Source organism: Cryobacterium sp. PH29-G1 (assembly GCF_030063365.1).
Taxonomy (GTDB): domain Bacteria; phylum Actinomycetota; class Actinomycetes; order Actinomycetales; family Microbacteriaceae; genus Cryobacterium.
On record NZ_JASISY010000012.1, the window covers coordinates 19,815 to 42,089 of the forward strand.

The following is a 22,275-nucleotide window of genomic DNA, read 5'->3' on the forward strand; positions in this document are numbered from 1 at the left end:
CCTTATCGATTCTACGTGTCCGAGCCTCAAGCACCAAAGGCAGATTGTTAGTCGGGCGTACCGGCGGTGACGAAATCCAGCGCGAGTCGGTAGGAGTCGAAGCCGAGGCCGGCGATAACGCCGGTCGCAATGGCGCTCACCACGCTCGTGTGGCGAAATGTCTCCCGAGCGTGCGGGTTGGAAATGTGCACCTCGATCAGGGGCAGCCCTGCCTTCGTTACGAGCGCCGCAGCGTCCCGAAGCGCATAGCTGTAGTGCGTGAAGGCGGCGGGATTCAAAATCACCGGCATCCGTTCGTCGACGGCCTCGTAAAGCCAGTGGATCAGCTCGGCCTCGTCATCGGTTTGCCGCAGATCGATGCTCACTCCATCAAGAGCGGATGCCTCCAGCAGCGTGCGCAGGTCGTCCAGGTTCGCCGCTCCATACACGTCGGGCTCGCGACTGCCGAGGCGCCCGAGGTTCGGACCGTTCAGAACCAGCACTGTACTCATCCCCTCAGCCTAGGCCGTCGCCGGTGCCGGTCCTGGGCGACGCGCTCCGCTCGGGCCCACGCGTCGAGCACGCTCTTCTCTCGGATTGACGCGAAAATCGACAGGAATATCGGCAGGCTGTGAGAACGGTCAGCCGGTGAGAACGCTCAGACGGTGAGAACAGCAATGCCGTCATCGTGGGCCACGAACAGGCCGGTGATGCGCATGAGCTTGCCGAAAGACTGGTGCAGTTCACTGGCCCAGACCTGATCGGGAGCGGTCAGGGCTGCCGATCCCGGGCGTTCCAGCGTGACAATGATGCTGCCGCCCGGCGCTTCCTCGGCCAGAAATTCGTTGATTCTCACGGCGTAGGGCTGCACCGAACCGGGTTCGGGGCGAAGAGGAATGTTATCGATGGGGATCACGAGCGAAAGTTGCTGCCCGCGAGCATCGAGCAACATGAGCCAGAGTTGCCGGCGAATGGCGTGGCCGACCAGGTCGAATACCCGCGCCCGAGCCTGTTCGATCGTGGTCACGGGAGGGGCGTCGTCGATGTTGAGTGTTGTTGTCATGCAGCCAGCATGGGCGGATCGTGCCGCCTGGACCGGTTATCCCCAGAACGACCGGTGCGGTGCGGCTTGTGGATAACTTCCGGTCGACACGTGCGGGTTGGTCGACGCCGGACGGCTGTGAATGCCGGCCACGCCGGTCGATCAGAGTGGCAATGCCCGTAGAATGAAACTCCGACGGTGGCGGAGGCTGCCGCGCCCGACCACTGCTAACGGAGGCAGATCCTGATGGGACACGGCTTGAAGAGTACGTCGTCGGTTCCGTCCGGTCCCGCCCGCGAGAATCTGGTCGCGCTCGAGCGAGCACACGAATCCGCTGTCAATGACCGGGTGTTTCAGACCGGTGTGCGCCAGCTCGTGCAGGATTCCTGGCAGCGTTCGCTCTCGCTCAGCCTCAACCCGGCAATCGTGGCGCAGGAACGCACCTGGACCGATGCCGAACTGCGCGACCTGCGCAACCTGCATCCGCTCGCCGCGGTGTTGCCCGTCGTGCACAGCCTGCTGATCCGCCACGCCTTCGATGCCGAGCTACTGGTCGCGATCGGCGACGAATCCGGTCGGCTGCTCTGGATCGACGGCGACCGGGTGCTGCGCCGTCAGGTGGAGGAAATGCTGTTCGTCGAGGGCGCCGATTGGTCGGAAGGTCACGTCGGAACCAGCGCCCCGGGCACCGCCATCGCTCTGGATCGCGGAATTCAGATTCGGCGTGCGGAGCATTTCAATGCCCTCGCGCACCCGTGGAGTTGCACGGCCGTGCCCATTCACGACCCGGACACCGGCAAGATCCTCGGCGTGATCGATATCACCGGCGGTGATCAGGCCGTCGCCCCGCAGACCCTGCCGCTCGTCGAAGCGGCCGTTGCCGCCATGGAAGCGGAGTTGCGCATTCAGCGTCTCGACGGGGGGCGCCTCGATGGTCGCCGCCTCGACGCGGAGCGCCTGGCGGGGGAACGCACCAACGAACAGCGCAGCAGTGAACAGCGCAGCGGCCAACAGCGCATTGGCGAGCAGCGCAACGACGAGCAGCGCAGCGATGAGCGGCGCAGCGACGTGAGCGACCGACCGGATTCCCGGCGCCGCCGCTCCAGCGTAGCCATGTTTTCTGCGGCCAACCGCGCCGCCGTTCCGGTCGGGTTCGGCGTACTCGGCAGCGACTACGGCCACCTCGAATGCGGCGACGTTGCCATCGACGTGAGTCCGCGACACGCCGAGATTCTCACGCTGCTGGCCTGGCACCGCGAGGGGCTCTCGGCCGATCGTCTCGCCTTTCTGCTCAGCGATCAGACCGGCAGTGGTCAGGTCAACAGCGTCGATACCCTGCGCGCGGAAATGGTGCGGGTGCGTAAAGTGCTCGAGCAGGTCACCCCATCGATTGTCATCGGCTCCCGCCCGTATCGGCTGCAGTCCCCACTTGAGCTCGATGCCCAACGGGTGCTCGCGTTTCTGGATCGCGGAGCCCACCGCGTGGCCCTGGCCGCGTACCGCGGGCCGGTTCTGCCTAACTCGTTCTCCCCCGGAATCATCGATATTCGCACCGAGATCAGCGCGCGTCTGCGCGAGGCGATGTTGACGGATGCCTCCGTCGATCTGCTCCTGGAGTATGCGCGATCCGACGAGGCCACCTACGACTCCGAGGTCTGGCGCGCCTGCCTCGAACTGCTCCCGGCCCGTTCCCCCAAACGCGCCACCGTGGTCGCCCGCTTGAAACGCATCGACGATGAGCTCGGCGTACGGCAATCTTCGTCGCAGCGCTAAGCGCTCCAGAGCCTCGCTCTTCCCGATTCGCGGCACCGGATAATCGTGGCAGCGGCTCGGAGCATCCGGCGGTTCTGGCACACGGCAGCTGGTTGAGCACACCTCGCAACCTTCTGCAACGTTTGCTTTTCTACGATGATGACACCGCAGAACGCGGAACCGACACCGTCGTCGAATTAGGAGTGACATGACCGTCTACGCAGCCCCCGGAACACCCGGCTCGAAAGTTACCTTCAAGTCTCGGTACGAGAACTGGATCGGCGGCGAATGGGTCGCCCCCGTCAAGGGTCAGTACTTCGAAGACATCACCCCCGTCACCGGCAAGCCGTTCGCCGAGGTCGCTCGCGGCACCGCCGAGGACATTGAGCTGGCCCTCGACGCCGCCCACAAGGCCGCACCGGCCTGGGGCAAGACCAGCGCTACCGAGCGTGCCGCCGTGCTCAACAAGATCGCCGACCGGATCGACGCCAACGTCGAGATGCTCGCCGTCGCCGAAACCTGGGACAACGGCAAAGCAGTGCGGGAAACCATCAACGCCGACATTCCCCTCGCCGCTGACCACTTCCGTTACTTCGCCTCGGCGATCCGCGCCCAGGACGGCGACCACGCCCAGCTCGACGGCGACACCGTCTCTTACCAGTTCCACGAACCGCTCGGCGTCGTCGGCCAGATCATCCCCTGGAACTTCCCCATCCTGATGGCCGTCTGGAAGCTTGCCCCGGCCCTCGCCGCCGGCAATGCCATCGTGCTCAAGCCCGCCGAGCAGACCCCGGTCTCCATCCTCGTGCTGATGGAACTCATCGCCGACATTCTCCCCCGGGGAGTGGTCAACGTGGTCAACGGCTTCGGCCTCGAGGCCGGTAAGCCGCTCGCCTCCAGCAACCGCATCCGCAAGATCGCGTTCACCGGTGAGACCTCGACCGGCCGCCTGATCCTGCAGTACGCCTCGGCCAACATCATCCCCTCTACCGTGGAGCTCGGCGGTAAAAGCCCGAATATCTTCTTCAGCGATGTCGCGGACCAAAACGACGCCTTCTACGACAAGGCCCAGGAAGGCTTCGTGCTGTTCGCCTTCAACCAGGGTGAAGTCTGCACGGCCCCCAGCCGGGCCCTGCTGCAGAAGCCCATCTACGACAGCTTCCTCGGCGATGCGGTCACCCGCGCGAAGAAGATCATCCAGGGCAACCCCCTCGACACCGACACCCAAATGGGCGCGCAGGCCAGCAACGACCAGCTCGAGAAGATCCTGTCCTACATCGACATCGGCACCAAGGAGGGCGCCAAGCTCGCCCTCGGCGGCGAACGCGCCGACCTCGGCGGCGACCTCACCGGCGGCTACTACGTGCAGCCGACCATCTTCGAAGGCCACAACAAGATGCGCCTGTTCCAGGAGGAGATCTTCGGACCGGTGCTCGCCGTGACGAGCTTCACCGACTACGACGATGCCATCTCCATCGCCAACGACACCATCTACGGTCTCGGTGCCGGCGTCTGGTCCCGCAACGGCAACGTCGCCTATCGCGCCGGTCGCGACATTCAGGCCGGACGAGTCTGGGTGAACAACTACCACGCCTACCCGGCCGGTGCAGCCTTCGGCGGCTACAAGAGCTCCGGCATCGGACGCGAGAACAACAAGCTCGCTCTCGGTCACTACCAGCAGACCAAAAACCTGCTCGTGTCCTACTCCGAAAACAAGCTGGGCTTCTTCTAAACCGTCCGTCCGCACGATCTGAGCCGCGGCAGAGCGCCCGACGGGTGGGAGTTCTGCCGTGGGTCTGGCCGGGGGGCTGTCAACGACGTAACGTCGTAGGCAGCCCCTTGGCCGTCCCGCATTCATTGCATTGCCCACTTCGCAGAAAGGTCCGTCAATGTCGACACCTACGATCACCGCGGCGGTCACGATCGCCGGCGAAACCGTGCCACGCGTCGAACTCACCCCGGTGGCGGTCGATCTGCTCCGCAGCCTGTGGGACGAGTACGGCCCGCTCATGTTTCATCAGTCCGGTGGCTGCTGTGACGGCAGCTCACCGATGGTGTTCATGGCCGGCGAGTTCATCACGTCCGACCAGGATGTGCTCCTCGGTCGGTTCGAACTGGCTCCGGCCGGTGAACCCAGCCAGCCGCTGGACTTCTGGATGTCGGCCGAGCAGTTCAACTACTGGAGCCACACTTTTCTCACGGTCGATGTCGTGCCGGGGCGCGGCAGCGGCTTCAGTGCTGAAGCACCACGCGGCGTGCGCTTTCTCATCCGTTCCGAGCTGATGACCACCATGACCCCGTTCGCCGGCACGGTCGACACCGCCGGCACGGACCGGGTCGAAGCCGATATCGCGGCCCCACCCGCCCCGATTTCCCCGCCGACGGCTCGCGTCTAGCTACTGCCCGATGGCCTGGTAGGCGCTGAACAACAAAGAGGCATCCGGTCCTTCGAGGATGGTGGGCTTGCCGACATCGTCGAGGACCACGAAGCGCAGCATGCCGCTGCGGGTCTTCTTGTCGCGCTGCATGGTAGCGAGCAGGGTGGGCCAGCGACCCACGGGGTAGCCGGTGGGCAGGGTCAGCGATTCCAGAATGGTGCGGTGCCGGTCGACGACCTCCACCGAAAGACGACCGCTGAGAGCGGCCAGCTCTGCCGCAAACATCATGCCGACGGCGACGGCGGCGCCGTGACGCCACCCGTAACGCTCGGCGTGCTCGACCGCATGGCCCAGGGTATGGCCGTAGTTGAGAATTTCGCGCAGGCCGGCCTCCTTGAAGTCCTCCCCCACGATCCGCGCTTTCATCGCGATCGCCAGTTCGATCAGCCGGCGGAACTCGGGGCTCGTCGGGTCTGTGGCCCGGTCAACATCCGCTTCGATGATGTCGAGTATTTCGGGAACCTGAATAAAACCGGCTTTGACGATTTCAGCGAAACCGGCGAGGATCTCGTTCCGCGGAAGTGCATCGAGCAGGTCGAGGTCGCAGAGCACGGCGGCGGGCGCGTAGAAGGTGCCCACGAGGTTCTTTCCCTCGGCGGTATTGATGCCGTTCTTGCCGCCGACGGCCGCGTCGACCATGCCGAGTACGCTCGTGGGAATCTGTATGAGCTTGACACCACGCAGCCAGGTTGCCGCGACAAATCCGGCCAGGTCGGTCACGGCGCCGCCACCAAGGCCGATTACGGCGTCGGTGCGACTGAAATCAGATTGCCCCATGATGCCCCAGCAGAAGGCGGCTACCTCGACGCGCTTGGCGGCTTCGGCGTCGGGAACTTCGGCGAGCAGCACCTCGGAATAGGTCTCGAGCAGACTGTCGCGTAGGGCGACCGCGCGGGCGCCGACCGTGGAAGTGTGCACGATCAGCACCTTGTTGACGCCACTGCCCAACTGCTCGGCGACGGTACCGACCAGTCCACGCCCCACACTGACCGGATAGCTGTCGATCCCCGTCACGGTGATCACGGTGGTGGCGGTCTGTTCAGCCTGGGTCATTTCGGTCATCCCTGAAAACTCACTCATCATTTCTTTCTTGTATCCAGTTCACTATCTCGTCGGCAATGCCGCTGATAGGACGGTTGGAGGTGTCCAGACGAATCGTCGCGAGGGCCTCGTAGGTGGGGCGGCGTAGGTCGAAAATGCGTTCCCAGTCAGCGATGCCACCGGTCAGAAGCGGCCGTTTACTGCCGCCGAGGCGCGCCTGCACGGCCGCGGGGGTCACGCTCAGGTAGACGACGGTTGCGTCCTGGAGATCGGCTTGGGTATCGGCGTGCAGTACCGCTCCCCCGCCCAGAGACACGATGGCCGGCTCGCCGAGGGCCCAGTCGACCGCCTCACGCTCGATAATGCGAAAGTATTCCTCGCCCTCGCGGGCGAAGATTTCCGGGATCGGGCCGTAGGTTTCGACGATGCGCTTGTCGGTATCGATGAAGGGCACGCTAAGACCACGCGCCACGCGGCGACCGATCTTGGTCTTGCCGGCGGCCATGGGGCCGATGAACACAATCGGAAGGAGGGAATTGCGCAGTGTCAGCATCGTTGCTCCAGATCGGTTACGGCGTTCATGGTTACGGCGTTCACTGTTAAAGCGTCGAGTCGCTGGATGAGCCCGTGCGCAGGTTGGCGGGGATGTTGGCGAGGTAAGACTCGAGGTTGCGGCGGGTTTCACCGACCGAGTCACCGCCGAACTTCTCCAGCACCGAGTTTGCGAGTACGAGCGCCACCATTGCCTCGGCCACGACTCCGGCAGCCGGAACCGCGCAGACGTCGGAGCGCTGGTGGTGCGCCGGTGCCGGCTCACTCGTGGCGACATCCACCGTGCGCAGGGCCCGGGGAATCGTCGCGATCGGCTTCATCCCGGCACGTACCCGCAGTACGGTACCGGTGCTCATGCCGCCCTCGGTGCCGCCCGCCTTGTCGCTGAGCCGCACAATGGCACCATCAGCCTGAACCAGTTCGTCGTGCGCCGCCGAACCGCGACGGCGCGTGGTTTCGAAGCCGTCGCCGACCTCGACACCCTTGATCGCCTGAATGCCCATGAGGGCGGCCGCAAGCTGAGAATCCAGCCGCCGGTCCCAGTGTACGAAGGAGCCGAGTCCGGGGGGAAGGTTATAGGCGAGCACCTCGACCACACCGCCGAGGGTGTCGCCATCCTGATGCGCGGCATCCACTTCGGCCACCATCAGAGCGGATGTCGCGGGATCGAAGCAGCGCAGCAGGTCCGCGTCGAGGGCATCAAGATCTGCGGGTTCGGGCAACGGAGCGCCCTCGGGCACTCGCACCGGGCCGATGGCGATGGTGTGGCTGACCAGGGAGATTCCCAGCTCGTTCAAGAACGACCTGGCCACAGCACCGAGTGCCACCCGCGCCGCGGTTTCGCGGGCACTGGCCCGCTCGAGTACCGGGCGGGCTTCATCAAAGCCGTATTTTTGCATGCCGGCGAGGTCGGCGTGGCCGGGCCGGGGCCGGGTCAGGGGCGCCCCGCGGCCACGGGCGAGGGTGCCCGGATCGACCGGTGCGGCGCTCATCACGTCGACCCATTTGGGCCATTCGGAGTTGCCGATGCGGAGTGCGACCGGACCGCCGAGGGTGAGACCGTGACGCACGCCACCGGAGAGGGTAAGTTCGTCCTCTTCAAATTTCATGCGCGCACCCCGGCCGTAGCCGAGCTTGCGGCGCGCCAGATCGAGACGGATCGAATCAAGGGTGACCGGAATTCCAGCGGGCAAACCCTCGACAATGGCGATGAGTTCGGGGCCGTGAGATTCTCCGGCAGTGAGCCAACGAAGCATGATTACTATCTTTCCACAGGGTCACGGGTCAGCGCGCCGCGCATGGCTGCGAGCACGGCTGACTCGTCGGGCAGGGGTTCGAACGGATCGGCGGTGACGAAGACCCGCACCTGAATCAGAGCCTGGTGCAGCAGCATGCCCAGGCCGTTCAGCACGGTACCGCCGGCCGCCTGCCACGACGACGCCACAGCACTCGGCCACGGTGAATACGCCACATCGAACAACACGGCGCGTTCACGCAGTTCGAGCGGCAGCGGCACCGGCAGCACGGTTCCGCCCGGCAAGGCGCTGATCACGACGTCGCTGTCAACCCGCGTCGCACCGCTGAGGTCCTGCAGGTCAACGACCACGCCCAGTAATCGGCCGAGTTCGACCAGCGGCTGTGCCTTCTCCTGATCACGCACCAGAACGCTGACAGATTCGGTGCCGAGTTCCGCCGCCGCCATCAGAGCGGATGCCGCCGTCGCGCCGGCTCCGAGCAGGGTCACGTGGTTCGCCTGGGTGACTCCGCCCTCAGCCAAGGCGCGCACCAGACCCGCAACATCCGTGTTGTACCCGGTCAGTGTGCCGCGACCGTTGACCCGGCGCAGCAGCACCGTATTGACCGACCCGGTCAGCTGCGCCACCCGATCAGAGTCGTCGATAAAGGGAAGCACCTCGTGCTTGAGCGGCATGGTGAGCGACAATCCGCGCCACTCCGGGCCCATCTTGCTCAGGAACATGGCCAACGAACCGCTCTTCACCTCGACGGCGTCGTAGGACCAGTCCAGGCCCAACTGCCGGTAGGCGGCCCGGTGCACCAACGGCGACCGGGAGTGTTTGATCGGCGAGCCGAGTACCGCAAGCCGATTCGACGTGAGACTATCCATATTCGGGGTGCTCCCTCATCCAGTTTTGCCAGAGCGTAACCGCGGCATCGTGCTCTTGCACGGTAGTGGAGAACACCGTCTCACCGGTGTCCAGGTTCACGGTCACGAAGAACAACCACGGTCCGTCGGCCGGATGCAGGGCGGCGTCGATCGCGAGGTCGCCCGGATTCGAGATGGGCCCGACGACCATGCCGGGATGCACGTAGGTGTTGTAGGCGTTACCGGCATCGGCGCGTTCGGCATCGGTCGTCGTGACCAGATGGGTGTTACCGGTGCCGTAGGCCACGGTCGCGTCGGATTGCAGCAGACCGCTCTCCCACTGGCCCGGGTCGAGCCGGTTGAGAAAGACCCGCGACACCTTGTAGTAGTCGTCACGGAGACCGGCCTCGCGCTGAATCAGCGATGCGAACACAATCGTTGACCAGCGGTCCGCGACGGCAACCCCCGCCGCGTCGAGGGCCTTGTACTGACGGTTCACCATGGCCTGCAGAGCGATTTGGGCGGTGTCCCCCGGCGAGAATGTGTAGGTGGCGGGAAAGAGAAAGCCCTCGAGCGTCGTCGCTTCTGCAGGCAGCCCGAACGACGCAACGTTGGCCGCAGCGGCTTGAAGGTCGGCGAGGGGAATGTCGGTACCTTCGGAGATCGACTGGAGAACGTTGACGAGGGCGGTACCCTCGGGCACGACGACGGTCCGACTCAGTTTCGATTCCGGGTCGAGCAGCGCGTCGAGGGCAGTGCTCGCCACCATCTTCGTCTTGAGTTGATAGGCACCGGCCTGGAACACGGGTTCCGGTGCGGTCTGCAGCAGCACATCGTAGAACGCATCAAAACTCTTGACCACTCCCTCATCGACGAGCGTCGAAGCAATTTCGGAACCACCGTCGCCGTCGTGGATCATCACCACCACGTCCGTGCCGGTAGCGGCTTCTTCCGTAGTGAAATCGGGCGGTCCCTGTGTGGCGGCGATGATCTGGCTGATCGGGCCCTGCAGAAAAAGCACGGCACCGGCCACAAGCGCTGCCAGCACGACGAAGATGATCAGGCAGCCCCACGCCCCTTTGTGGCTTCGCCTCTCTCTGGGCGGGTCCTCGGCCAAGAGCGAGCGTCGATTCGCTCGACCGCGGCCGGATTCACCACTATGGTTCCCGGCCAGCACGTCGGTGGCATCGGTATCAAAGTCGGTGCCGGAATCGGCACCGTCGCTCGACCGCCTGGGCATCACTGGCAGTGCCGCGGGGACCCGAGCAGTCTCAGCCTTCTCAGCCTTCTCAGCCTTCTCAGCCTTCTCAGCCTTCTCAGCCTTCTCAGCCTTCTCAGCCTTCTCAGCCTTCTCAGTCTTCTCAGCCGCAGCCTGATCCGCTGCGGCCTGCTCCGCCCGCCACTGACGGCGGCTCGGCAGGGGCTCTTGCGGGGTGTCTCTCGGCACAGCTACGGCCTCTCAGTCGGTTCGACGGGCGACCCTGGCGGCCGCCCCGAGGCACGCTCACTGTCGAGCGCGTGTTGCAAAATGATAGTCGCGGCCACCTGATCAATGACTGGCCGTTGGGTTTTCGTTGAACGCCCCGAGGCCCTCAGCGCTGACTGCGCCGACACCGTGGAGAGTCGTTCGTCGACCAGGCGCACCGGAACGGCGAGGGTCCGCGCCAGACGGTCCGCGAAATCGATGGCATCATCGGTGGACGCGGTGACGTTTCCCGACAGGGCAAGCGGCAGCCCCACGATCACCTCGACGGCGTCAAGTTCCTGCACCACCGCTCGGATCCGGGCCAGATCATTCACTCCAGCCTGATCGCGCGCGACAGTTTCCACCGGTGTGGCGAGCATGCCGTGGTTGTCGCTCCGGGCCAGGCCGATGCGCACCTTACCGACATCAACGCCCAGACGCACGCCGGAGCGCATGCTTGACGCTGGTGGGACTACGGCCGACTCGCCCCCGGCAGGAACGACCCCGGCGGGTCGAATGACGATATCCTCACCAGACCCCGGCTCAGACCTGTGTGTGCGAGGCCGGGCCGGGGTTCGGTCGGAGCGCATCGTTAGCGGCTGATCGCTGCGACGACGGCCTGCAACGCCGCTGGGATGGCATCACGATTGGGCCCACCGCCCTGCGCCAGGTCGTCTTTGCCGCCGCCACCTCCGCCGAGAATTCCGGCGACCGTCTTGGCCAGCACTCCAGCCTTCTGGCCGGCCTCCCTGGCGGCCTGGTTGGTTGCAACGATCACGACGGGCTTATCGGCGGCAATGGCCGACAGGGCTACGACAACCGCATCGGTGCCGAGGCGTTCCCGCGTCGCGAGGGCAAGCATCCGTACGTCGTCCGGCGAGCCGACCACGCCGAGGTCTTCGGTAACGACGGTCACGGCACCAACGCGACGGGCCGTCGCCAGCAGGGCGGGAACGCGGTCGGTGAGGGCGCGGGCTTCGAACACTGCGATCTTCTTCTCGGCCGATTTCAGGCTCGATACCAGGTCGCTGATGCGCTCGGGCAACTGCTCGCGCGGCGTCTTCAAACTCGACGACAGCTGCGAGACCAGGGCGCGTTCGGCGGCAAGATCGCGGAAGGCCTCGAGACCGACGAGCGATTCAACGCGTCGGTTCGTCGATCCGACGGACGCTTCGCTGATCAGGTTGATCATGCCGATTTCGGCGCTGCTGCCCACGTGGGTTCCGGCGCACAGTTCGCGCGACCAGGGTCCGCCGATATCGACGACGCGCACAACTTCGCCATATTTCTCACCGAACAGGGCCATGGCGCCGAGCGCCTTGGCCTCGGCGAGAGGCATTTCGCGGGTGGTGACCGGGAGGTTGTCCCGGATGGCGTTGTTGGAGATTTCTTCGATCTCAGTGCGGGTCGCCGCTGACAACGCCTGGTTCCAGGAGAAGTCGAGACGAAAGAAACCCGCCTTGTTGTAGGAGCCGGACTGGTGGGCGTTCGGGCCGAGCACCTGACGCAGAGCAGCGTGCAGCACGTGAGTACCGGAGTGAGCCTGCCGGGCACCACGGCGCCAGTTCTCGTCGACCACGCTCGTGGCGCTGTCTCCGACCCCGACCTCACCGGACTGCACGAGCACCTTATGGCTGATCAGGCCCTTGACCGGCTTCTGCACGTCGAGCACCTTGAGCTCGTAGCCGGGGCCCACAATAAGACCGGAATCCGCTTCTTGACCGCCGGACTCTGCCCAGAGGGCGGTTTCGGCGAGGATGACCTCGGCCGTTTCGCCGGCGACCGCGCTCGTGACGGACTCTCCGTCAACAATGAGGCCGAGCACACTGGATTCGTTCTGCAGGTCGTCGTAGCCGGTGAATACGGTTTCACCGAGGGAACGGAAGGAGCTATACACCCCCAGGTCGGCCAGCGTCGACTTCTTGGACTTCGCATCCGCCTTGGCCATGGTGCGCTGCTTCGTCATCAGAGTTTCGAAGGCGTCCCGGTTGACACTCAGACCCGCTTCTTCAGCGATCTCGAGGGTGATTTCGATCGGAAAACCGTAGGTGTCGTGCAGCAGGAACGCGGTCGGTCCGGCCAGTTCGGTCTTGTTGGCCTTCTTGGTCTTGGCCACGGCCAAATCGAGCACGGCGCTGCCACTGGCGAGGGTGCGCAGAAAAGTCTCCTCCTCGGCGAAGGCGGCCTGGCTGATGCGCCCGAAGTCACTCTTCACTTCGGGATAGGAAGCGCTCATGGCGTCGCGCGAGGCGGGCAACAGGTCGGGCAGGCTAATGGTGTCAACGCCGAGCAAACGCATGGCACGAACGCTGCGCCGCAGCAGGCGACGCAGGATATAGCCCCGACCCTCGTTGGACGGCATGACGCCGTCGCTCATCAGCATGAGCGAGGAACGCACGTGGTCGGCGACGATGCGCATCCGCACGTCGTCATCGTGGTTCGCTCCGTAGCGGCGCCCCGACAGTGCAGCGGCACGGTCGAGAACCGGGCGCACCTGGTCGATCTCGTACATGTTCTCGACGCCCTGTTTGAGGAAGGCGACGCGTTCGAGGCCCATACCCGTGTCGATGTTCTTCTTGGGCAGGTCACCGAGAATCTGAAAGTCGCTTTTGCCGGTGCTCTCGCCGCGCAGGTACTGCATGAAGACGAGGTTCCAAATTTCGACATAACGATCGTCGTCGGTGGCCGGGCCACCGTCGGCTCCGTAGGCCGGGCCACGGTCGAAGAAGATTTCCGAGCACGGACCGGCCGGGCCGGGCTGGCCCGTGGACCAGTAGTTCGATTCCATACCGAGGCGCTGGATGCGGTTCTCCGGCACGCCGAGCGCGCGCCAGTACCGGTGTGCCTCATCGTCGTCCAGGTAAATCGTGACCCACAAGTCGCTCTCGCGAAAGCCGTAGCCGCCCTGGTTCTCCGGGGTGGTCAGCAACTCCCAGGCGAAACCGATCGCTTCTTCCTTGAAGTAGTCACCGAAACTGAAGTTGCCGTTCATCTGAAAGAACGTGCCGTGCCGGGGCGTCTTGCCGACCTCTTCGATGTCGTTGGTGCGGATACACTTCTGCACGCTCGTAGCACGAGGGTACGGCGCCGGAACCAGCCCGGTGAGGTATGGCACGAACGGGACCATGCCGGCCACGGTGAAAAGAAGGGTGGGATCGTCGCTCACCAATGACGCGGACGGCACAACGGTGTGTCCACGATCGGCGAAGAAGTCGAGCCAGCGCCCGCGAATGTCAGCAGTCTGCATGGTGTCCGTTTTTTGGTGTTGCGTGAATGTGGTGGTGCATGAATGTGGTGGTGCGTGAATATAGCCGGGCGAGGGGCGAGCGCCGGGTCAGGGCGCGGTCGGTGCTGCGGAGTCGCCGGCCGCGGTGACGTCGCCGAGAGCGGCATGCAACTCGGCCTCGCGCTGCCGGTAGCCCTCAGAAATGGCCTCTCCGAACTCACGCGCCTTGGTGTCGAGTTCGGTGAAAAACTGCTTCCCCTGCTGGGTCTTGTTGACCTCGTGGGCAACCACGAAGCCGGCGGCCACACCAATGACCAACCAGATGACGTTCTTCATGGCACTTCTCCCTGAATCTGTGCGGCCGGGGCCCACAGTCAATAGAACCGAATTGAATGAAGCCGGGCACCGCTAGCGGTAGCTATCGATAAGACGGGCGCGAGAATATCAACGCCGTGTCCAGAGTAGCCGGTCAACCTCGATTGCGCCCGGACCGCGGCCGCCCGGCGCGAAAGGCAGCCCGCACGCCGGCCGAAAACCCGGCCAGCTTGATCAGCGGTCCGCCCACCGTCGCAGCAAATAACGCGACGAGCGCTGAGGCGTTGCCGGTGACATCCGCTACATTGCTCGTGATGGTGTCGACCCTGGCCAGTTGCTGGTTCGTCGAACGGATGGTCTCGGTGGTCTCGGTCAGCATCGGGGTCATTCCCTCGCTGAGTTCGTGGATGGCCGCGGTCGTTTCATCGAACACCCGGCCCAGTTTGATCAGCGGAATGGCAATGACCGCGACCAATATTGCGAACACGCCGGCGGCAATGAGCCCGGCAATATCTCCACCTGACACGGTGACTCCACTCAGTTCGATCGGCTCCCAATGAGCGCGGATATACAAAAGGGCGGATCACCCGAGGATGATCCGCCCTTCAGCGTACCGGTTGACAACAGCCGGAAGGCCATCGAGAACCGGTCAGACAGCTAACAAGCTGCACGGTGTTATCGAGCTGCGTAGTACTCCACGACGAGCTGAACTTCACAGGTCACGGGGATCTCGATGCGCTTCGGGGCACGCACGAGGCGGGCCTGAAGCTTGTCGAGTTCAACCTCGAGGTACGGCGGGAGCTTGGGAAGCAGGTCAACGTGTCCGCCGGCTGCTGCAACCTGGAAGGGCTCCATGCCCTCGCTGCGAGCCTTGACGTGCATGAGCTGGCCCGGCTTCACGCGGAAGGAGGGCCGGTCAACGAGCTCTCCGTCAACGAGGATGTGACGGTGCACGATCATCTGGCGAGCCTGCGCCGTGGTGCGCGCAATCGCGGAACGAACGAGGAGTGCATCGAGACGGGTCTCGAGAATCTCAACGAGGTTCTCACCGGTCAGGCCCTGACGACGACGAGCCTGCTCGAAGGCAATCTTGAGCTGAGCTTCGCGAATGCCGTACTGGGCGCGTAAGCGCTGCTTTTCGCGCAGACGAACGGCATAGTCCGAATCGGTCTTGCGCTTGGTGCGGCCGTGCTCACCGGGTGCATAGGGGCGCTTCTCGAGGAAGCGGGCTGCCTTCGGCGTGAGGGCAATGCCCAGGGCGCGCGAGAGGCGAGTTTTACTGCGGGTACGTGACTTGGTAGACACGGTTTCCTTTCGATCGGACTCAATAACAGGGATACCAGGGCGAGTGCGTATCGCTACAGCACAAACGTCATGGGAGATCAGAGGATTGGGTGCCATGGGACGCTCGGCTACAGAACGATTCCCCTCCAACCTGGAATCGGACGCAGCCGCATGCCGAAACCAGTTGTAGGCAGAGTCAAGGTTAGCACACCAGACCCGCCGGTTGAGCTGGTCCAAACCCGCGGCCGGTCACCCGCTCCTCGCGTCTTCGAGACGGGCGGCGCCGCCGCAGTTCACAGCGCTACTGGTTGCGGACGATGCGGCGGATCTTGAGGAGGCGGGCGGAGATGTCTCGCTCATGGCCGTGCTCGGTGGGGGCGTAGTACTGGGTGCCCGTCAATTCGGTCGGCGGATACTGCTGGGTGACCACGCCGAGTGCGTCATCGTGCGGGTACCGGTAGCCCTTGCCGTGACCGAGCTTCTTCGCGCCGGGATAGTGCGCGTCGCGCATCCCCTTGGGCACGCGGCCCATCTTGCCGGCCCGCACATCGGCGATCGCCGCGTCGAGGGCCAGGTAGGCCGCATTGGACTTGGGTGCGGTGGCCAGGTGCACGACGGCCTGGGCAAGCGGAATACGGCCCTCGGGCATGCCGATCAGAGCCACGGCGTCGGCGGCAGCCACGGCGATCAGGAGGGACTGCGGGTCGGCCATGCCGATGTCCTCGGAGGCGAGGATGATGATGCGACGGCAGATGTAGCGTGGGTCCTCGCCGGCTTCGATCATGCGCGCGAGGTAGTGCAGCGCGGCGTCGACGTCACTGCCGCGCACGGATTTGATGAAGGCGCTGATCACGTCGTAGTGCTCGTCGCCGTTGCGGTCGTAGCGCAGCAGCGCGCGGTCCACGGCAAGCGAAACGATGTCGGTTGTGATGACGGGCTTGCCGGTCGCTCCGGCTTCGAGGGTCGACTCCGCCGACACGGATGCCGCCTCCAGCGCGGTCAGGGCCCGCCGCGCGTCGCCGGACGCCAGCCGGATGATCGCGCCGCGCGCCTCGGGTTCGAGCTCGAACCGGTCGGCCAGACCGCGGGCATCGGTGACGGCCCGATCCACCACAATGCCGAGATCGTCGTCACTGAGCACTTCGAGGGTGAGCAGCAACGACCGGGAAAGCAGCGGCGAAATGATCGAGAACGACGGGTTTTCCGTTGTCGCGGCGACGAGAATGATCACGCCGTTTTCGACCCCGGGGAGCAGCGCGTCTTGCTGAGCCTTCGAGAAACGATGAATCTCATCGAGGAATAACACGGTGGACAGGCCGTAGAGGTCACGGTTGGTGCGCGCATCCTCCATCACCTGGCGCACATCGCGCACTCCGGCGGTGACGGCGGAAAGTTCCACGAAGCGGCGCCCGGAACTGTGCGCGATGGCCTGCGCGAGCGTGGTTTTGCCGGTGCCGGGCGGCCCCCACAGAATGACCGACACGCTGCCGCGCTCCCCAGTTTTATCGCTCGCGAGGCTCACGAGCGGCGACCCCGGCGTCAGCAGGTGACGTTGACCGGCGACCTCATCGAGGGATTTCGGGCGCATTCGTACAGCGAGGGGGGCCTGGCCACTGCGCAGACCTGGTTGAGCATCCGACATTCCCCCAGCGTAGTTTGTGGTTAGAGTTCTACGAGGTCGGGCGCGTCGCTGCCGGATTCGTTTTTTTCGGTCGTCGCCAACCCCGACGGCCATGGAGGGGTTCACAGTGGCTTCGAATTACAAGGCCGAGCGTGCTGCACGTGAAGAACGCGGACGTGTGCGGTCGTACCAAGCCCGGCGGGCGGTGCACGAACACCAGAAGAAGCGTCGTGTGCGCGACAATCTCATCGCCGGTGGCGGCCTCATCGTGGTGCTCACGCTCATCGTCGTCGCCCAGGTGTTCTACTTCGACGGCGGCCCCGGCACCCCGACATCCACTGCAACGGCGACAGCCACCCCCACGCCGGCTGCCACAGCGGCGGATGAAAACTCGGGCGAGGTCCCGTCGAGCAGCCTCGCCGAGGGCCGCACCTGGACCGGAACCCTCACCCTCAACAACGTCGAGCTCGGCATCGAGCTGGACGGCGCGCTCGCCCCGCAAGGCGTCTCCTCCACCATCAGCCTTGCGCAAAGCGGTTTCTACAACGGCGTCAGCTGCCACCGCCTGACCACGGGCGGCTTCTCCGTGCTGCAGTGTGGCGATCCGGTCGGTGACGGCTCCGGCGGCCCCGGCTACAGCTACGGGCCCATTGAAAATGCACCGACCGACGATCTGTACCCGGCCGGCACGATCGCCATGGCCCGCCAGGGCGGCGATGCAGCCAGCATGGGCAGCCAGTTCTTCGTCGTCTACGACGACACGACGATTCCCTCGGATGCGGCCGGCGGGTACACCGTGCTCGGCCACGTGACGAGCGGGCTGGACCAGCTGAAGGCCGAGATCACGGATGCCGGAACCGCCGATGGCTCCGGTGACGGCACTCCCAAGGTGCCCACGACAATCACCGGCATAACAGTTCAGTAGGATCGATCGATCCCCCTGCGCTATTGCAATAGGCTTATCAGGGTATTTCTTGGCTCCGCACTCGACACTCCCGCGGATCCACACACAACAACTCAGCAAAGGTGAGGCTCTTGACTACGACAGATCAGCAACCATGGGGTCGCGTAGACGAAACCGGCACGGTTTACGTGCGCGAGGCAAACGGCGAACGCGCCGTCGGCCAATACCCGGATGCCACTCCGGAAGAGGCCCTGGCCTACTTCGAGCGCAAGTATGTTGAGCTCAATGGGCAGGTCACCCTGCTCGAGCAGCGTGCGAAGGGTGGCGCTCCGGCCGCGGACATCGCGAAGTCGGTCGCGAACCTGACCGTCGCTGTGGCCGGCGCCAACGCCGTCGGCAATCTGGCCGCTCTGGCCGAACGCCTCGGCGCCCTCGGTGGGGCCGTCAGTGAACTCACCGAGCAGCAGAACATCGAGTCGAAAGCAGCGTCCGCTGCTGCCGTCGCCGAGCGGGCCGAAATCGTGACCGAGGCCGAGCGCCTCGCCGCCGAAGATCCAGCCAAGACACAGTGGAAGCAGACCAGCGCCGCTCTCGACGCTCTGTTCGCCAAATGGCAAGCGCACCAGCACGACGCTCCGCGCATCCCCAAGGGTGAGGCCAACGATCTGTGGAAGCGTTTTCGTGCGGCTCGCACCACGATCGAGCAGAACCGCAAGGCGTTCTTCGCCGAGCTCGATAGCGCTCACAAAGACGTTCGCACCAAGAAGCAGCACCTGATCGAACAGGCCGAGGCTCTCGCGCCGAAGGGTGCCGACGGTATCTCCGCGTACCGCAACCTGCTCGACGAATGGAAGTTGGCCGGGCGCAGCGGCAAGAAGCAGGACGATGCCATGTGGGCAAAGTTCAAGGCTGCCGGCGACGTGCTCTACTCCGTCAAGAGCGAGGTCGAAGCTCAGGACAACGAGGAATTCTCCGCGAACCTCGTGCTGAAGCTCGAGTTGCTCACCGAGGCAGAGACCCTGCTCACCACGACGGACCGCAACGCCGCGCGTGACACGCTCACCACGATCCAGCGCAAGTGGGACGCCATCGGCAAGGTCCCCCGCGATCAGGTCAAGCCGATCGAAGACCGCCTGCGCAAGGTCGAGGCCGTCGTCCGCAAGCTCGACGACGACCACTGGAAGCACAACAACCCCGAGACCAAGGCCCGCACCGAGGGCCTCGCCGGGCAGTTGAACGACGCGATCACCAAGCTCGAAGCTGAGCTCGCCACCGCGCAAAAGGGCCAGAATGCCCGCGCGATCAAGGATGCCACTGAAGCGCTTGAGGCACGCAAGGCGTGGCTCAAGGCCATCGGCCAGTAGCCAATGGAGAGCCGCTGCCGCTGATCCACCACGTGGCGGTTGTGCCCGGCGCGGTTATCCACAGGTGCAGGGCAGTTGCATTTTCCACAGATCAGGCCTCCTTCGGGGGCCTGATCGTGGTTAAGCAGCACGATGGCCGCATGTTAACCCCACGGCGACGAGTACGCACGGTCAACGATCTACCGCTCGCCGAGCTGTACGGCGCCCGCCTCGACGGGCAGGTCTTTCAGGTCGCCGACTCCTGGTGTGTCATTGACGAAATAGATGGATGCGACACCCGGGCGATCGCCGCGAGCCAATTGGTCCCGCCCCGCGCAATCGCTGAACAGCTCACCGCTGCCTGGATCTACGGCCTCGCCCCGGAACCGCGCCGACACCAATTCTGCGTACTGATCGGCGCCCGCACCACCGCACTGTGGTCACCGCGGGCGCGGGTACGCGAGATCGTGCGCTCCCCCGACGACGTACAGACTATCTCGGGGGTGCGCGTCACCACTCCGCTGCGTACCGCAGTCGACCTCGCCCGATACACCCCGACATCCACAACAACGCCGACGTCAACGTTGACGTCAACGTCAACGCCGACGTCAACGTCAACGCCGGCACTGACCGCCCTGCTGGCCCGCCTGCTGCATTACGGCGATTACCGCGATATCACGGCTGCGGTGTGCCTCTGCCAGCGCGGCAGCCCTGCCCACAGCGCCCTCGCCATAGCGCGCTTCGCCGCCGTCACAGCCCCGCTGGATACCTTGCACCAGCAGAACGCAGCGGCGGCGCGAGCCGCCACGGTGGGTTAACCGTCGCTGACCCGGTAGACGTCGTACACGGCATCAATGCGGCGCACGGCATTCAACACTCGATCCAGGTGCGTGGTATCCCCCATCTCGAACACGAAGCGGCTCAGCGCCAGCCGGTCGCTGGAGGTATTGACCGTGGCCGAAAGAATGTTCACGTGGTGCTCCGACAAGACTCGCGTCACGTCGGAGAGCAGCCCGGAACGATCCAGGGCTTCAATTTGAATGTGGACCAGGAACAGGCTCTTCGAGGTGGGCGCCCACTCGACCTCGATCATGCGCTCGGGCTCTTTCAGCAGCGACTGCACGTTGTGGCAGGCGGCCTGGTGCACGGAAACACCCGCGCCGCGAGTGACGAAACCGACGATTTTATCGCCAGGCACCGGAGTGCAGCAGCGCGCGAGTTTGACCAAAATGTCCGGCGCCCCGCGCACCAATACTCCCGAATCGCCATTGCGGGTGGTTTGCGGGCGGCCGCGCGCTGCAACCGGAAAATCGTTGCTGTCGTTGTCTTCGATGCTCTGCACCGAGGAGACGACCTTTTCGAGCACGGACTGCGTCGAAACGTGACCTTCGCCGACGGCAGCGTATAGCGCCGAAACATCTTCGTACTTCAGCTGAGCGGCGACCTCCGCGAAGGAGTCCTGGTTCATCAGTTTCTGCAGTGGCAGGTTCTGCTTGCGCATGGCCCGGGCGATCGCGTCGCGGCCCTGTTCGATCGCCTCGTCCCGGCGTTCCTTGGTGAACCATTGCCGAATCTTGTTGCGCGCCCGCGGGCTCTTGACGAAGTTGAGCCAGTCTTTGCTGGGCCCGGAGTCGGGGTTCTTCGACGTGAAGACCTCGACGACATCGCCGGTGATGAGCTCGCTCTCCAACGGCACCAGTCGCCCGTTGACCTTGGCACCCATGGTGCGGTGCCCGACCTCGGTGTGAACCGCGTAGGCGAAGTCCACCGGCGACGCGCCGGAGGGCAGCCCGATAACGCGACCCTTCGGGGTGAAGACATAGACCTCTTTGGCACCAATCTCGTAGCGCAACGAGTCGAGGAATTCCCCGGGGTCGGCGGTTTCGGCCTGCCAGTCCGAGATATGAGCCAGCCAGGCCATATCGGTGTCACTCTGCGGCCCGGGGCCACCGGGACTCCTGCCGTTGACCTGCTCCTTGTACTTCCAGTGCGCGGCGACGCCGAACTCGGCCCGCTGGTGCATCTCCGTGGTGCGAATCTGAATCTCGACGGCACGACCGCTCGGGCCGAGCACAGTGGTGTGCAACGACTGATACAGGTTGAATTTGGGGGTGGCGATGTAGTCTTTGAACCGACCGGGCAGCGGGGTCCACCGGGCGTGGATGGAGCCCAACACGGCGTAGCAGTCCCGCACCGAGTTCACGAGTACGCGAATACCGACGAGGTCGTAGATCTCATCAAACTCACGACCGCGCACGACCATCTTTTGGTAGATCGAGTAATACTGCTTGGGACGCCCGGCCACCTTGCCGCGGATGCGTGCGGACTTCAGGTCGTCGTTGATGGTCTCAATGATCTGCTGCACGAACTCTTCGCGCTGCGGCGTGCGCTGCTTGACCAGACTCTCGATCTCGGCGTACAACTTGGGGTAGAGCACGGCGAAGGACAGGTCTTCGAGTTCCCATTTGATCGTCTGGATGCCGAGGCGGTGCGCGAGGGGTGCGTAGATTTCCAGGGTCTCGGTGGCCTTGCGCACGGCGGACTCATTGGGCACAAAGCCCCAGGTGCGCGCGTTGTGCAACCGGTCGGCAAGTTTGATGATAAGCACACGAATGTCCTTAGACATCGCGACAATCATCTTGCGAACGGTCTCGGCCTGGGTCGAGTCGCCGTACTTCACCTTGTCGAGTTTGGTAACGCCGTCCACCAGCATCGCGATTTCATCGCCGAAGTCGGCGCGCAGGGCGTCGAGGGTGTAATCGGTGTCTTCCACGGTGTCGTGCAATAGCGCCGCCGCGATGGTCTTCGTGCCGATTCCGAGGTCAGCGAGGATCTGGGCGACGGCAACGGGGTGGGTGATGTACGGCTCTCCGCTGCGGCGCATCTGCCCGTCATGTGCTCGCTCGGCAGCGGTATAGGCACGTTCGATGATCGACAGGTCGACCTTCGGGTGGTTCAGGCGCACGGTCTTGATCAGACGATCGACGGCACCGGCCGGTTGAGCTCGGGAAAAGATGCGCGGTACCAGACGGCGCAGCGACGCCGGGGAGGGGGTTGTCGTGTCCGTCATAGTCTCACCTCGGCTTCACACCCGGTGGAGGTACCGCGCGGGCTGTGTTTGCGTACTGTCAATTATGCAGGTTCTGTGCGGCCAGGCCGTACGCCTCCAGCGATCAGGCGTGTGGAGTGCGAAACGGCCAGTCCTCAAG

19 protein-coding genes and 1 pseudogene are annotated in these 22,275 nt (G+C 64.5%); 6 read left to right on the forward strand and 14 right to left on the reverse strand.

The features are described 5' to 3' along the window. Positions 1–47: 47 nt before the first annotated feature. Positions 48–491: a type II 3-dehydroquinate dehydratase gene (locus tag QMK22_RS13780; RefSeq protein ID WP_283498226.1), complete on the reverse strand. Its 444-nt coding sequence runs from the start codon at positions 489–491 to the stop codon at positions 48–50. A 146-nt stretch (positions 492–637) separates the two neighbouring features. After that, the gene (locus QMK22_RS13785) at positions 638–1,042 is read right to left on the reverse strand and encodes a hypothetical protein (protein ID WP_283498227.1); all 405 of its coding nucleotides are present in this window, start codon (positions 1,040–1,042) and stop codon (positions 638–640) included. Positions 1,043–1,279: 237 nt separating this feature from the next. On the opposite strand from QMK22_RS13785, the gene QMK22_RS13790 reads away from it, so the two are divergent. The 3 genes and pseudogenes from QMK22_RS13790 to QMK22_RS13800 all read left to right on the forward strand — a co-directional run. Further along, complete coding sequence (locus QMK22_RS13790; RefSeq protein ID WP_283498228.1) at positions 1,280–2,794, forward strand: GAF domain-containing protein; 1,515 nt, start codon at positions 1,280–1,282, stop codon at positions 2,792–2,794. A gap of 187 nt (positions 2,795–2,981) precedes the next feature. Further along, positions 2,982–4,505, forward strand: coding sequence for an acetaldehyde dehydrogenase ExaC (gene exaC, locus QMK22_RS13795; RefSeq protein WP_283498229.1), 1,524 nt, complete (start codon positions 2,982–2,984; stop codon positions 4,503–4,505). A gap of 157 nt (positions 4,506–4,662) precedes the next feature. After that, positions 4,663–5,058: pseudogene (locus tag QMK22_RS13800) on the forward strand (DUF779 domain-containing protein); the annotation flags it as partial. A 111-nt stretch (positions 5,059–5,169) separates the two neighbouring features. Here the strand turns inward: QMK22_RS13800 and aroB are convergent. The 11 genes from aroB to QMK22_RS13855 form a co-directional block, all read right to left on the reverse strand. Then, positions 5,170–6,273: a 3-dehydroquinate synthase gene (aroB, locus tag QMK22_RS13805; RefSeq protein ID WP_502857723.1), complete on the reverse strand. Its 1,104-nt coding sequence runs from the start codon at positions 6,271–6,273 to the stop codon at positions 5,170–5,172. 10 nt (positions 6,274–6,283) lie between these two features. After that, on the reverse strand, positions 6,284–6,805 hold the full coding sequence (locus tag QMK22_RS13810) for a shikimate kinase (RefSeq protein ID WP_283498231.1): 522 nt from the start codon (positions 6,803–6,805) through the stop codon (positions 6,284–6,286). Between the two features lie 46 nt (positions 6,806–6,851). Beyond that, positions 6,852–8,060 carry a chorismate synthase gene (gene aroC, locus QMK22_RS13815; RefSeq protein WP_283498232.1) on the reverse strand — a complete coding sequence of 403 codons (1,209 nt, stop codon included), beginning with the start codon at positions 8,058–8,060 and terminating at the stop codon, positions 6,852–6,854. A gap of 5 nt (positions 8,061–8,065) precedes the next feature. After that, positions 8,066–8,929, reverse strand: a complete 864-nt coding sequence (locus QMK22_RS13820; RefSeq protein ID WP_283498233.1) for a shikimate dehydrogenase — start codon at positions 8,927–8,929, stop codon at positions 8,066–8,068. Next, positions 8,922–10,355: an endolytic transglycosylase MltG gene (mltG, locus tag QMK22_RS13825; RefSeq protein ID WP_283498234.1), complete on the reverse strand. Its 1,434-nt coding sequence runs from the start codon at positions 10,353–10,355 to the stop codon at positions 8,922–8,924. Before mltG ends, QMK22_RS13820 begins: the two co-directional genes overlap by 8 nt. Before the next feature lie 2 nt (positions 10,356–10,357). After that, entirely contained in the window at positions 10,358–10,828 is a 471-nt protein-coding gene (gene ruvX, locus QMK22_RS13830) for a Holliday junction resolvase RuvX (protein ID WP_283498235.1), read from the reverse strand. A 137-nt stretch (positions 10,829–10,965) separates the two neighbouring features. Continuing rightward, positions 10,966–13,620 (reverse strand): alanine--tRNA ligase, encoded by a 2,655-nt coding sequence (gene alaS / locus QMK22_RS13835; RefSeq protein ID WP_283498236.1) that lies wholly within the window; start codon positions 13,618–13,620, stop codon positions 10,966–10,968. Positions 13,621–13,707: 87 nt separating this feature from the next. Beyond that, positions 13,708–13,935 (reverse strand): hypothetical protein, encoded by a 228-nt coding sequence (locus tag QMK22_RS13840; protein WP_283498237.1) that lies wholly within the window; start codon positions 13,933–13,935, stop codon positions 13,708–13,710. A gap of 133 nt (positions 13,936–14,068) precedes the next feature. After that, a complete protein-coding gene (locus tag QMK22_RS13845) occupies positions 14,069–14,440 on the reverse strand; it encodes a DUF948 domain-containing protein (protein ID WP_283498238.1) in 372 nt (123 codons plus the stop codon). 149 nt (positions 14,441–14,589) lie between these two features. After that, positions 14,590–15,219 (reverse strand): 30S ribosomal protein S4, encoded by a 630-nt coding sequence (gene rpsD / locus QMK22_RS13850; RefSeq protein WP_092107727.1) that lies wholly within the window; start codon positions 15,217–15,219, stop codon positions 14,590–14,592. Positions 15,220–15,499: 280 nt separating this feature from the next. Further along, positions 15,500–16,840, reverse strand: a complete 1,341-nt coding sequence (locus QMK22_RS13855) for a replication-associated recombination protein A (protein ID WP_283498239.1) — start codon at positions 16,838–16,840, stop codon at positions 15,500–15,502. A gap of 106 nt (positions 16,841–16,946) precedes the next feature. Between QMK22_RS13855 and QMK22_RS13860 the strand changes: the two genes are divergently transcribed. The 3 genes from QMK22_RS13860 (at position 16,947) to QMK22_RS13870 (ending at position 19,884) form a co-directional block, all read left to right on the forward strand. Continuing rightward, a complete protein-coding gene (locus tag QMK22_RS13860; protein ID WP_283498240.1) occupies positions 16,947–17,744 on the forward strand; it encodes a peptidylprolyl isomerase in 798 nt (265 codons plus the stop codon). A gap of 110 nt (positions 17,745–17,854) precedes the next feature. Then, positions 17,855–19,087, forward strand: a complete 1,233-nt coding sequence (locus QMK22_RS13865; protein WP_283498241.1) for a DUF349 domain-containing protein — start codon at positions 17,855–17,857, stop codon at positions 19,085–19,087. Positions 19,088–19,227: 140 nt separating this feature from the next. Continuing rightward, positions 19,228–19,884 (forward strand): type IV toxin-antitoxin system AbiEi family antitoxin, encoded by a 657-nt coding sequence (locus QMK22_RS13870; protein ID WP_283498242.1) that lies wholly within the window; start codon positions 19,228–19,230, stop codon positions 19,882–19,884. Here QMK22_RS13870 and QMK22_RS13875 read toward each other — a convergent pair. Further along, a complete protein-coding gene (locus QMK22_RS13875) occupies positions 19,881–22,136 on the reverse strand; it encodes a RelA/SpoT family protein (protein WP_283498243.1) in 2,256 nt (751 codons plus the stop codon). The genes QMK22_RS13870 and QMK22_RS13875 overlap by 4 nt on opposite strands. Positions 22,137–22,275 lie beyond the last annotated feature (139 nt).

Coding starts and splice junctions, on each gene's coding strand:
- QMK22_RS13780 (WP_283498226.1), bottom strand. CDS start 491: ATGAGTACAGTGCTGGTTCTGAACGGTCCGAACCTCGGGCGCCTCGGC.
- QMK22_RS13785 (WP_283498227.1), bottom strand. CDS start 1,042: ATGACAACAACACTCAACATCGACGACGCCCCTCCCGTGACCACGATC.
- exaC (WP_283498229.1), top strand. CDS start 2,982: ATGACCGTCTACGCAGCCCCCGGAACACCCGGCTCGAAAGTTACCTTC.
- aroB (WP_502857723.1), bottom strand. CDS start 6,273: ATGACCGAAATGACCCAGGCTGAACAGACCGCCACCACCGTGATCACC.
- QMK22_RS13810 (WP_283498231.1), bottom strand. CDS start 6,805: ATGCTGACACTGCGCAATTCCCTCCTTCCGATTGTGTTCATCGGCCCC.
- aroC (WP_283498232.1), bottom strand. CDS start 8,060: ATGCTTCGTTGGCTCACTGCCGGAGAATCTCACGGCCCCGAACTCATC.
- QMK22_RS13820 (WP_283498233.1), bottom strand. CDS start 8,929: ATGGATAGTCTCACGTCGAATCGGCTTGCGGTACTCGGCTCGCCGATC.
- ruvX (WP_283498235.1), bottom strand. CDS start 10,828: ATGCGCTCCGGCGTGCGTCTGGGCGTTGATGTCGGTAAGGTGCGCATC.
- alaS (WP_283498236.1), bottom strand. CDS start 13,620: ATGCAGACTGCTGACATTCGCGGGCGCTGGCTCGACTTCTTCGCCGAT.
- QMK22_RS13840 (WP_283498237.1), bottom strand. CDS start 13,935: ATGAAGAACGTCATCTGGTTGGTCATTGGTGTGGCCGCCGGCTTCGTG.
- QMK22_RS13855 (WP_283498239.1), bottom strand. CDS start 16,840: ATGTCGGATGCTCAACCAGGTCTGCGCAGTGGCCAGGCCCCCCTCGCT.
- QMK22_RS13870 (WP_283498242.1), top strand. CDS start 19,228: ATGTTAACCCCACGGCGACGAGTACGCACGGTCAACGATCTACCGCTC.
- QMK22_RS13875 (WP_283498243.1), bottom strand. CDS start 22,136: ATGACGGACACGACAACCCCCTCCCCGGCGTCGCTGCGCCGTCTGGTA.